This window comes from Butyricicoccus intestinisimiae (assembly GCF_018918345.1).
Lineage (GTDB): Bacteria > Bacillota > Clostridia > Oscillospirales > Butyricicoccaceae > Butyricicoccus_A > Butyricicoccus_A intestinisimiae.
The window spans coordinates 103,243-113,634 of the sequence record NZ_JAHLQI010000007.1 but is presented as its reverse complement, the minus strand read 5'-3'; the positions used below and the strand labels follow the sequence as shown (position 1 = coordinate 113,634).

General features: G+C 39.0%; 14 protein-coding genes. All 14 read left to right on the top strand.

Annotated features, from left to right (window positions below; genetic code table 11):
* A partial coding sequence (locus KQI75_RS13635; RefSeq protein WP_246566658.1) for a transposase occupies positions 1-1,010 on the top strand: 1,010 nt, incomplete at its 5' end.
* 281 nt (positions 1,011-1,291) lie between these two features.
* Positions 1,292-1,594, top strand: a complete 303-nt coding sequence (locus KQI75_RS12270) for a hypothetical protein (protein WP_216471084.1) — start codon at positions 1,292-1,294, stop codon at positions 1,592-1,594.
* A 60-nt stretch (positions 1,595-1,654) separates the two neighbouring features.
* A complete protein-coding gene (locus KQI75_RS12265; RefSeq protein WP_216471083.1) occupies positions 1,655-2,431 on the top strand; it encodes a hypothetical protein in 777 nt (258 codons plus the stop codon).
* Between the two features lie 13 nt (positions 2,432-2,444).
* Positions 2,445-2,567 (top strand): hypothetical protein, encoded by a 123-nt coding sequence (locus KQI75_RS13720; protein WP_281416236.1) that lies wholly within the window; start codon positions 2,445-2,447, stop codon positions 2,565-2,567.
* Between the two features lie 3 nt (positions 2,568-2,570).
* Positions 2,571-3,224, top strand: coding sequence for a hypothetical protein (locus KQI75_RS12260; RefSeq protein ID WP_216471082.1), 654 nt, complete (start codon positions 2,571-2,573; stop codon positions 3,222-3,224).
* A 15-nt stretch (positions 3,225-3,239) separates the two neighbouring features.
* The gene (locus KQI75_RS12255) at positions 3,240-3,923 is read left to right on the top strand and encodes a helix-turn-helix domain-containing protein (protein WP_216471081.1); all 684 of its coding nucleotides are present in this window, start codon (positions 3,240-3,242) and stop codon (positions 3,921-3,923) included.
* 2 nt (positions 3,924-3,925) lie between these two features.
* Entirely contained in the window at positions 3,926-4,378 is a 453-nt protein-coding gene (locus KQI75_RS12250; protein WP_216471080.1) for a helix-turn-helix domain-containing protein, read from the top strand.
* The gene (locus KQI75_RS12245) at positions 4,371-5,405 is read left to right on the top strand and encodes a COG3415 family protein (RefSeq protein ID WP_216471079.1); all 1,035 of its coding nucleotides are present in this window, start codon (positions 4,371-4,373) and stop codon (positions 5,403-5,405) included. The genes KQI75_RS12250 and KQI75_RS12245 overlap by 8 nt, the downstream gene beginning before the upstream one ends.
* 110 nt (positions 5,406-5,515) lie before the next feature.
* On the top strand, positions 5,516-6,151 hold the full coding sequence (locus KQI75_RS12240; protein WP_216471091.1) for an IS607 family transposase: 636 nt from the start codon (positions 5,516-5,518) through the stop codon (positions 6,149-6,151).
* Entirely contained in the window at positions 6,111-7,262 is a 1,152-nt protein-coding gene (locus KQI75_RS12235) for an RNA-guided endonuclease InsQ/TnpB family protein (protein WP_407927192.1), read from the top strand. Before KQI75_RS12240 ends, KQI75_RS12235 begins: the two co-directional genes overlap by 41 nt.
* Before the next feature lie 194 nt (positions 7,263-7,456).
* On the top strand, positions 7,457-8,428 hold the full coding sequence (locus tag KQI75_RS12230) for a hypothetical protein (protein ID WP_216471077.1): 972 nt from the start codon (positions 7,457-7,459) through the stop codon (positions 8,426-8,428).
* Between the two features lie 63 nt (positions 8,429-8,491).
* On the top strand, positions 8,492-8,791 hold the full coding sequence (locus tag KQI75_RS12225; RefSeq protein ID WP_216471076.1) for a hypothetical protein: 300 nt from the start codon (positions 8,492-8,494) through the stop codon (positions 8,789-8,791).
* A 9-nt stretch (positions 8,792-8,800) separates the two neighbouring features.
* Positions 8,801-9,289 (top strand): hypothetical protein, encoded by a 489-nt coding sequence (locus tag KQI75_RS12220; protein WP_216471075.1) that lies wholly within the window; start codon positions 8,801-8,803, stop codon positions 9,287-9,289.
* Positions 9,290-9,305: 16 nt separating this feature from the next.
* The gene (locus KQI75_RS12215) at positions 9,306-10,346 is read left to right on the top strand and encodes a recombinase family protein (protein WP_216471074.1); all 1,041 of its coding nucleotides are present in this window, start codon (positions 9,306-9,308) and stop codon (positions 10,344-10,346) included.
* Positions 10,347-10,392 lie beyond the last annotated feature (46 nt).

Below are 10,392 nucleotides of genomic sequence, written 5' to 3'. Positions count from 1 at the left end.
AAGAAAAGCCAAACGGCAAAAGACCTTCACCACCTAAAGCCGGATATGTTTACCCTTCAATGTACCGCTCTGGAATGTATAACCAGACCGGGGACTACACTGCACAGGTTAAGGTATACACCCGCAATACATGGGACTGGATTAACATCAGCCTGCGGAAATCCGACATGGACTACATAACTAAACACTGCCATGACCGTAAACGGTGCGCCCCGACGCTCCAGAAACGCGGCCATGAGTGGTTTTTGGACTTTCCGTTTGAGGAAAGACGTACACTCAATGACACCACAGTGTTCAATCAGACTATTGTTGCTGTGGATCTTGGCATAAACACTGCCTCCACGGTAAGCGTGATGCAGAGTGATGGCACTATTCTCGGAAGACATTTTTGTAAACTTCCTAAAGAAACAGACCATCTGATGCACAGCGTTAACCGTATTAAAAAGGCACAGCAGAATGGAAATAACAAAACACCTAGATTATGGGCAAAAGTCAAAGGCATAAACCATGACATTTCGGTGAAAACTGCGGAGTTTATTATTAAAACCGCCGCCTCTTACAATGCGGATGTCATTGTATTTGAACATCTCAACAAAATCGGCAGGGTACGCGGTTCAAAGAAACAGCGCATAAGGCTCTGGCGCAGTCAGGAAGTCCAGTCGATTGTGACTAACAAAGCCCACAGGTTAGGCATGCACATAAGCCGTGTCTGTGCATGGGGAACTTCCGCTCTTGCGTATGATGGCAGCGGTCGCATTCTCCGTGGCAAGGATGCCGGTTTTAATACCTATCAGATATGTAAATTTCCAAATGGGAAGACATATAACTGTGATCTGTCTGCATCATATAACATTGGTGCCAGATATTTTATACGTGAGATTATAAAATCCATGGATGAGAGTTTATGGTTGCTCATTGAGGCAAAAATTCCTCAGTGCAGTAAGAGAAGCACCTGCACGTTTGCTACATTAATTAACCTTAATGCGGAGCTTATGTCCTTAGTGGCATGAGATTTCTGAGTTAAGGCTGTACATGCAGAAACGCAGTCCCTGTCTCCTAAAGAGGCTACGTGTATTTTATACACTTATGGGGAAGTACGCGACTTTAGTCGTGTGAAGCTTCACACGGATTGCGACACACATCGTGACGAGTGAAAAAGACCGCGAGGAAATTGACACATCGTGGATTGTACGAGAAGTTTGTAAGTATACGGACAAAACGCCAGATGATTTTGATGCGTCCGGCGTTGTTCCGTTTTGATTGATGTTGGATAGGAGATGTAGTTACGAAAATGAAAACGAATTACAAGTATGTAATGATCGTCACATCGGAGGATAACAGATACACAGGAAATGCTGATGGATTGCAGCTTGAACACTGGGCAAACAATCCGTGGGATGGAACATTCGAAGGCATCACAACGGGAGATACGTGCGAGGATTTGCTTGAAGGACTGGATTGTGAAGGGTTGTTTTACCAACTGTTTGACGCACAGCGTGGTACGAGATTGGGGTATGGGATCATAGATGCAGCCAGCATCTCGGAAGACATTGTGTGGTACGAATCTTCCCTCAATTCGGTTGTCAATACATAATAAATAAGGTATAATATATGTAGATATTATACAAATATAGAAAGGATTTTGGAATGAAATATGCTAGATTGGTTGGCATGGGGCTTATTCGGAGCGTTGCTTGCGACAGATAAGCCAAGACAGAGACGAGCAAAGATAAAACAAGGAGAAGAATATCTCAGACAGCAGCAGTCTCTCTACGATCCTGAAAAAGAAAAAGAAGGAAAGATAAAAGAGGCTTCTTGGAATCTTAGAAAGATTCATATGGTGAACGCATTGGATGTTCCGACAAATACGTTGTACGGATATGCCACTATGGCAGTGCCGATGCAGTTGTTTTATTACGAGCTTACGACAACAGCACAAGGCTCATACAGAGGATGGAACCCTATCAATTACTATGAACTGCACGGCAAACGAAGGTTTGCACCGGCAGATTATGTTCTAAAAGAAGTCGGCATGAATGTAGATCAGTTTATGATTTACATGACAAATATGACATGTCAGAACATAACACAAAGATATTGGACTTTTGAAGGAAGGTATTACGCTGAACATGAGTTTTGCGGTACATATGACAGACATGTACAGGAACACAGATTCGGAGGGGCAAAACAAATTCTGGTAGAGCTTTTGCCAAATCAGTATATGTTAGATCATCCGAATGAGTTTAAAAAACATGTAACGACAGAAGATGTCGAAAAAAACAGTCTTGCCTCCACATTTGCTTTAATTGAGGACAGTTATAAAATTCTCGATCCGGGAATGCCGTTGTACGAATTTTTGGGGACTCAAGACCGAGACAAAATATTTACAAAGGCTTTCGGGACAGACAAGTGGAAAGACTATATTGATTAAGGAGAAAATGAATATGAAAATCAAAGCATATGTACCGAGCTACGTTGTTGATGAGATCTATCCACCAGAAAACTGGGGAAACTTAACTTCGGATGAAGTAGATAAGATGATTCAGAAAATGCATGAGGAGGAATGACCGATGTATTACACAACCGAAGCTCTCACGCTGGAACATGCCGAGGGTATCAAGCTAACATATCATGGACATAATTATGCTCTGTACGGAGAATGGGAAGGCAAAATCAGCAGGTATATGCTCGATAACGAAACAGAACCATATTCTATCGTAGTCTGTGCAGAATGCGATGCAAAGGAAATCGGAAAGGACAATTATGTCACACTCTGCTGGGACGCTGAACCAGAAGATCCATATGCGTGGCTAGAAGAACTTAACGGAAAGTGGACTACTGGCATAAGTTACGTTTTCCCTATTGACCCACCAATAGACTGGGAAGACTTATCTTCTGATGAGGCGGACGAAATAATACGTAACAAATCGAGAAAAGGAGAGCGCATTATGAAAGAATATGATTACGTTTACAAAGAAACAGGTGAATTCGCCATGACAGAAAAAGAATATCACGAATCTGTTATGAGAGAACTCAAGAACAACTGGGATGACTGCATGGATGAAGATGAAAAGGAAGAATATTCTTCTTTTGAAGATTATGTTTCTCAGGAATTTGATGATTGGTGTGCATCGGATGATATGTTCACTACATATTCGGATTGGAAAATCCAGAAAGAAATCGCAGATGAGTGGACAAGAGAACACGGTAACGATTTGATATAATCGAAGGAAACGAATATGAAATTTGTACGAAAAGATGACGGGCAAGAATTAACAGAACGTGAGTATTACTCGATGATACTGCACAACATGGAGAGTTCATGGTACGAACAGATGCGCGATGATGAAAAGGAAAACTACGACTACAATTTTGTCACGTTTGTACAGCATGAATTTAAGAATCGGGCTGAAAACGATGCCGAATTTAATTGTGTTGAAGGTATCATAATAACTAAAAACGAGAAGATTGGATTGAATATCCGATATGCCAGATTTAGATCCAATATATCGGTAAGAAAATTTGCAAAGGATTTAAACGTTTGTGAAAGTGCTATTGCGAGTTTAGAACAAGGCAGAAAACTTTTAGGATTTGAGAACTTTATACACTGTTGTGAAATACTTGGTGTATCATTAGACGAGATTGTTCACGGAGATGATTACAAAAAGATGTTGAGCATCCGGCACATCTGCACAATGATGCGAAAAAACGATAATTATCGCAGCTATCTTGCTTCTTTTTTCAAAAGAATGCGAGAAGAAAAGAAATTATCGTTAGAAGATGCAGCAAAACTGTGCAGTATCAACAAGGATACAATACGAAAAATAGAATGCGGAAATACAACAATGTCAGAACAGAGTCTATTTCTTTTGTGCGAGTCTTATGGTGTATCTCTGTGCGAACCAGAAAGGAAAGAACTGTAGTAATGATACAGAAAGAAAAAATCGGATTAAATTTTCGCTTCGCTCGGATGAAAGCGGACATCACGATAGAGGATTTTGCCAAAGCTATGGATGATTGGTCCCCTATTATTTCTAATTTTGAGAGAAAAGGGCAGGCTCCGAGTTTTAAAAAATTTATCAAGTGGTGTGATGCTCTTGATGTATCATTAGATAAAATTGTTTATGGAAATGACTATGAAAAGCTATTGCGAATACAGGATATATGTAATTGCTATCGTACACATAAATTTTTCAAATTCTCTTTCGGAAGAAAATTAAAACAAACACGAGAAGAAAAAGGATTGTCGTTACATGATGCCGCTACATTGTGTAACCTAGCAACACAGAAAATAGTTTCTGCGGAAAATGGTGAAAGATTGTCTGAAAAAACATTGTTTAAATTGAGTCAAGGATATGAGGTAGATTTTGATGTATGATTACAACAAAAATACCTTGATCGAAACATATCGCAATAGCAAATCAGTGAGAGAGGCTGCGGCTGTATGTTCTATACCATACAATGTTGCTCACCGTGCACTAGCAAACGCGGGAGAATTAGATGAATTGCTCTCAGATGACAAGCAAAAGGAAATTATTCGCAATTATGCACAGACACAGAATGTGAAACAGACAGCACGACTGTTTCACGTGCCGGTATACACAGTATCTAACGTATTGCGCAGACACGGTATTTCTGTTGAGAGTAATAAAAACACACAAACTTTCGGCAACTCTTTGCCTGGCAGCAGCATATCAGAAATACTATCGCTGTATAGCACCGGTAAGACCGCTTCTGAAATCGCAAAGGAAACTGGATTTGCTTTGCAAACAATACAAAAATATTTACTGCGTGCTGGTTTTGCGGACGCAAAAAAGTCTCGGAAGGTTTTATCTGCTGAGGATGAGTATACTTTGTTAAAACAAATTGCTGATTACTATGAAGCGAATGGTAACGTTGAGAAAACAAAAAAACATTTTTCAGTCGGGCGGCCGACTGTACACAAAGCATGTAAACAATTCGGCGTACCATTAAAAAAGAGACATCGGCGCATGACAGAAGAACGTAAACAGCGGTACTTACAAATAGCAGAAACGTATTCTCAAGTGCGGAACACAGAAAAAACTGCTGCAATCTGTGACTGTAATATCGAAACGGTATATGCCGCATGTACATATTATCATGTCGAAGTACATAAACGCAAAAAATTACATCAAGGAAATGCGGTCCGCGTATTGTCTGCGGAAGCGTGCATCTTAACGGATTGGAAGTCTGTTGTTGACCTTGCACAAACACAAGAACAGATTGCACGATTTGCATACGGAGTAGCGTGCGATTTGACACAAAGCTATACTTTGCTGAGTACAGACACGAAGTGTAGTCTAATCGGACAGTATGATGGTTCTGGCAACTTGACGAGTGCAGTATACTTAGTGCAAAATTTTGGTTTAGCATTGCTGAAGTAGTGACGAGTACAAAAGAAAGGAGATTTCTTTAAGTAACTAAAAACATTGACATTAGTGATTAAATGTGTTATAATATACTCATGGAGGATATTATAATGAACACTTCTAATATCACTAACTATAAGCCAAAAGATTTTGCTGAATTATTAGGTGTTTCTGTCAAGACGTTACAACGTTGGGATAGAGAAGGAATTCTAAAAGCAAATCGAACTCCAACTAATAGGCGTTATTACACTTACGACCAATATCTTCAATTTAAGGGTATAAACATAGAAAACGATAATCGCCAAACTGTTATTTATGCCAGAGTATCTACAAGAAATCAAAAAGATAATTTGCAAAACCAAGTAGCTTTTTTACGACAGTTTTGCAATGCTAAAGGTATTATTGTAGATCAATGTATTGAGGATTACGGAAGTGGTCTTAATTACAATCGTAAGAAGTGGAATCAATTATTAGATGAAGTCATGGAACAAAAAATTAAAACCATCATAGTCACACACAAAGATAGATTTATCAGATTTGGTTATGATTGGTTTGAAAAATTCTGTATGAAGTTCAATACAGCCATAGTGGTAGTGAACAACGAAGACCTATCACCGCAAGAAGAACTAGTACAGGATATTGTATCCATACTCCACGTTTTCTCTTGTAGATTGTATGGACTTCGTAAGTACAAAAAACAAATAGAAGGAGATGAGGAAATTGCTAAAGTGCTTCAAGACAGAAATAAACCCGACAGATGAACAGAAAGTCAGAATCAACAAAACTATTGGTACTTGCAGATACATCTATAACTTCTATCTTGGATACAACAAAGAGCTGCATAATAAAGGCGAAAAGTTTATGACTGGAAAAAGCTTTAGCGTGTGGCTCAATAATGAATATATTCCTAATAATCCTGATAAAGTATGGATCAAAGAAGTATCTTCAAAAGCCGTAAAGAAGTCTATTGAAGATGGTTGCACTGCTTTTATAAGATTTTTTAAACATCAGAGTGCTTTTCCTAATTTCAAAAAGAAAGGCAAATCAGATGTAAAAATGTATTTTGTAAGGGGTAATCCAAAGGGTTTAGCTTGCGAGAGACATAGAATAAAAATACCGACTTTAGGTTGGGTACGCATTAAAGAAAAAGGTTACATCCCCACAACTAAAGATGGATGGAAGATAAAAAGCGGTACCGTATCCATTAAAGCAGGTAGATACTATGTATCTGTTCTTGTGGAAATTCCAGACATAAATATTGCTAACAACAGTAATAATGGTATTGGAATAGACTTAGGCTTGAAGGATTTGGCAGTTGTTTCTGACGGTAAGATATATAAAAACATCAATAAGTCAGCAAGAGCCAAGAAATTAGAAAAGAAATTGTGTAGAGAACAAAGATGTCTCTCACGTAAGTATGAGAATTTAAAGAAAGGAGAGTCCACTCAGAAAAATATACAAAAACAAAAGCTTAAGGTACAGAAACTTTATCATAAGATAGACAATATCCGTACTGATTATATCAATAAGACAATAGCTGAGATAGTGAAAATCAAGCCATCTTATATAGCTATTGAAGATTTGAATGTATCAGGAATGATGAAGAACAGACATCTTTCAAAAGCTGTTGCATCGCAGAAGTTTTATGAATTTAGAACCAAGTTAAAAGCTAAATGTGATGCTAATGGTATTGAGTTAAGAGTTGTAGACAGATGGTATCCATCATCTAAGATGTGTCACTGCTGCGGTGCTATCAAGAAAGATTTAAAACTTTCAGATAGAATGTATCGTTGTGATTGTGGCTATATCGAAGATAGAGATTTCAATGCAAGTCTTAATCTTAGAGATGCTGTAACTTACGAAGTTGCATAATCAAGCAAACGTAAGTATGTACCGAAGGCTATTTCGGAAATTCACGACTGTGGAGTGTACAAGAACCTGTGAGTAGCGTATTACTTGTAATCGCCAAAGCATACACGTTGAAGCAGTAAGAAGTATCCGTGAGGACTTCAATTTCTCGATGTGTTTGAGTATGTTTAAATACATTTTGAGTGGCAGATGTTAACATGTACGCATTAGACTGTGAGAAAAAGTATGACGATATGGGTGTGCGGTGGAATGTCTGCGACACAATCTTGAATTGCGGAAAGGAATTGCAAAGACTTGGTATGGGCCTCAACGATTCTATAGATTACGGTGCGGAATTATTCTGCGTTGCACGATGGCGTAAATACCGTGCTGTTTATAAAGTAGACAACACGGTATCTCAAGAGTTGTTTGAACAGGCGAAAGAGATGAAAAGTGATGCTCAACTGCCGGTAGAACTACTCAAAAATCTTCCGTATCACTGCATTGCCGTGCAGGTTCCATCAATAGAACACGTTATTCGTGTAAACAAAGGGGAAGAAAAGCATTTCTTTTCCGGTAATTTTTTCATCACAATTGAGCAGGATGATTTATTTAAATGTTCTCCTGTTGCTGATACATTCTTTTTCACGATCTGGGATAGTAAGGATGAAAAACAACCTGCGTTTTTTATTCCCCTAAAAGAGGGTGCTGTTATACAAGACGTGATAGATGCCCTGATTGATCTTTGCAACGAGTCGAGAAAAGCAAGCGGAGAAACCAAATTACAAAACAGCATTCTGTCTACAGAGGTTGTTTTCCCACTGTATGCTGCACAAATCATATTGTATTTGCAATCGGTTGGATCTGATATTGTCAGTGTTCCTACTCCCAAAACGCGCAAAACAACAGGTAAAAAATCTCAAAAGCCTGCAAAAGTGCGGCGTGTAGGATACCGGATCGGTGCGACTTTGCGCCAACAAAAGAAGGTATACGAGAACAGCAATACAAATACAAACTCTGCATCACACAGACGCTCACCGATTGCACATATCCGGAGAGGGCATTTCCAAGGTTTTTGGACTGGTCCGCGAGACAGCAAGAAACGGAAGCTGGTTGTAAAATGGGTTGCTCCAACCTATGTACGAGGACAACAAGGAGCCGATACGACTACCGTATTCGCTGTAAAGTAGAACAACTTAACAGGAAAAGAAACAGAGGTGCACCGCCTCTGTTTCTTTTATTCGGAGGAAATTATGATAACAAAAAACAAAAAAGGAAATTCTTTGATAAGCGTGAAAGAAGCCAAGCGTTTGGCAAACATTAAGTCAAAAAAGATGCACGAACTAACACTGGCAATGGTGTACAATGTACTGTTAGACAAGTTTGGATTCGATCAGAAACAGTTGCAGGATTTGTATTTGGCAGTCGCTAAACTGTCATTAGAGATACAAGAACATCGTATTAAACCGCAGGATTTGCTGGATATGTTAGCAGCAGAATATAGTATTGATTTAGAGAAAGAATATCATGACGGCATGTTGTGGAGAAAGTGAGGAATTAAAATGGCAAAGTATATCACATATGGCATTACAAAAGAGAAATTTTCAAAAGAAAAATTCTATAAAGAAATTCACCAGACGTTACCATGCAAACCTTTGTACGGACTATGGGGAAGTCGAGTAGACGCGGAATACGGTTGGAAGGATTGGTGTGCTGATTCTGGTTTTAGAGAGTGCAGCGATGTCAATAAGATGAAGTTTGTGCTTACGAAGGATTCTAAGATTCTGGAAGTACATAGAGAGGTAGATATACTGCCGTACATTGTTTCCCGCTTGCCACAGTTCGATTATAGCCCTTTCCAAAGACTCGAAAACAGAAGCACAAGTATCATGGACACAATAAATTTTGATAAGCTGGAAGACGAAGGATATGACGGATTGGAGTTATTTATCTCGGATGATTACCTGCGCCTGCACAACGGAGTATTCAATACATGGGACTGTGATTCTATTGTGGTGTGGAATTTTGATGCAATTAAAATAATAGATTGAGAGAGGAAGTGTTTATATGCGTAAGGTATCATTAAATAAGAGAATATCTTTGTACCAGAAGCAAGTTATTAGGACGGCAGCAGAGCTTTCGGAGTTTAGAGAATGGCTCGTGGCAATGAGAAAGGATACTGACATTCTCTCATTGCTGGAAGACGATATTCTGTACTGTTTAAAACTTGGTGAAAAAAGTTTTGCGATTGTCTACGATGATGATTTTGAGTGTGATGACGAAGGACGAATTGGATATGTTCGTGTATCGACCGATACGCAGCAGGAAAAATCGACTGCTGTATTGTCTCAGGCTGAGGGAATTAAGAAGTATTGTCAGTTTAAAGACTATACATTAAAAGCTCTGGTGTTTGACCTGAATATTTCAGGTGATAACCGCGAGCTTTTAAAGGTAGAAATTGTAAAGGCAACTTCTGGTGTCGAAATGTTTAGAAACATTCGACCCGGGTTATACTATGTATTAACAAATCTGAACAAGTACAACAAGGTCTTGAGCATTGATCCTTCTCGTCTATGGAGAGACAATGATGTGACAGGTTCAATGATTCGTATTTTGATTGAGATTAAAAATGGAGACTTTGAATTTGTTAACAATCCAGCGTTGACACTATACGCAACAGACAACGCAATGATTCTGCAAAACCAGATCAATTACGTGATTGCAGATTACGAGCGCAGAACAAACAACGCGAGAATCCAGACTGGCAGAAAGAATGCTGCTCTTGCTGGTAAATGCGGTATGAATAGCTGCCGATTTGGCTATCGCCCAAATAAAAATGGTTATAAGGAAGTAAACAAACAAGAAGCTGAAATTGTAGAACTTGCTTATGAGATTTGGAAACAGTACAAAAAGCCCGGTAAAACAGCGGAACTTTTGAATCGTATGGGAAAATTGCGCAGGGGAAAAGAATGGAAACCATATCAGATCAGTGATCTGGTAAGTCCTGCTGCACAGCAGTGCTATGCCGGTTATTTATCTTACGGAAATGAGAAGACATGGCATGAGGAATTGGTTATTATTCCTGAAGGTAGTCTGTCTTCTTTGTAATGTTTTCAGCTTGCACAAATTTTGGAAATGATGTATAATACTCTCA

Bases quoted from the DNA above. Each gene is read 5' to 3' on its own strand.
- KQI75_RS12270 (WP_216471084.1), top strand. From the start codon at position 1,292: ATGAAAACGAATTACAAGTATGTAATGATCGTCACATCGGAGGATAAC.
- KQI75_RS12265 (WP_216471083.1), top strand. From the start codon at position 1,655: ATGCTAGATTGGTTGGCATGGGGCTTATTCGGAGCGTTGCTTGCGACA.
- KQI75_RS13720 (WP_281416236.1), top strand. From the start codon at position 2,445: ATGAAAATCAAAGCATATGTACCGAGCTACGTTGTTGATGAGATCTAT.
- KQI75_RS12260 (WP_216471082.1), top strand. From the start codon at position 2,571: ATGTATTACACAACCGAAGCTCTCACGCTGGAACATGCCGAGGGTATC.
- KQI75_RS12255 (WP_216471081.1), top strand. From the start codon at position 3,240: ATGAAATTTGTACGAAAAGATGACGGGCAAGAATTAACAGAACGTGAG.
- KQI75_RS12250 (WP_216471080.1), top strand. From the start codon at position 3,926: ATGATACAGAAAGAAAAAATCGGATTAAATTTTCGCTTCGCTCGGATG.
- KQI75_RS12245 (WP_216471079.1), top strand. From the start codon at position 4,371: ATGTATGATTACAACAAAAATACCTTGATCGAAACATATCGCAATAGC.
- KQI75_RS12230 (WP_216471077.1), top strand. From the start codon at position 7,457: ATGTACGCATTAGACTGTGAGAAAAAGTATGACGATATGGGTGTGCGG.
- KQI75_RS12225 (WP_216471076.1), top strand. From the start codon at position 8,492: ATGATAACAAAAAACAAAAAAGGAAATTCTTTGATAAGCGTGAAAGAA.
- KQI75_RS12220 (WP_216471075.1), top strand. From the start codon at position 8,801: ATGGCAAAGTATATCACATATGGCATTACAAAAGAGAAATTTTCAAAA.
- KQI75_RS12215 (WP_216471074.1), top strand. From the start codon at position 9,306: ATGCGTAAGGTATCATTAAATAAGAGAATATCTTTGTACCAGAAGCAA.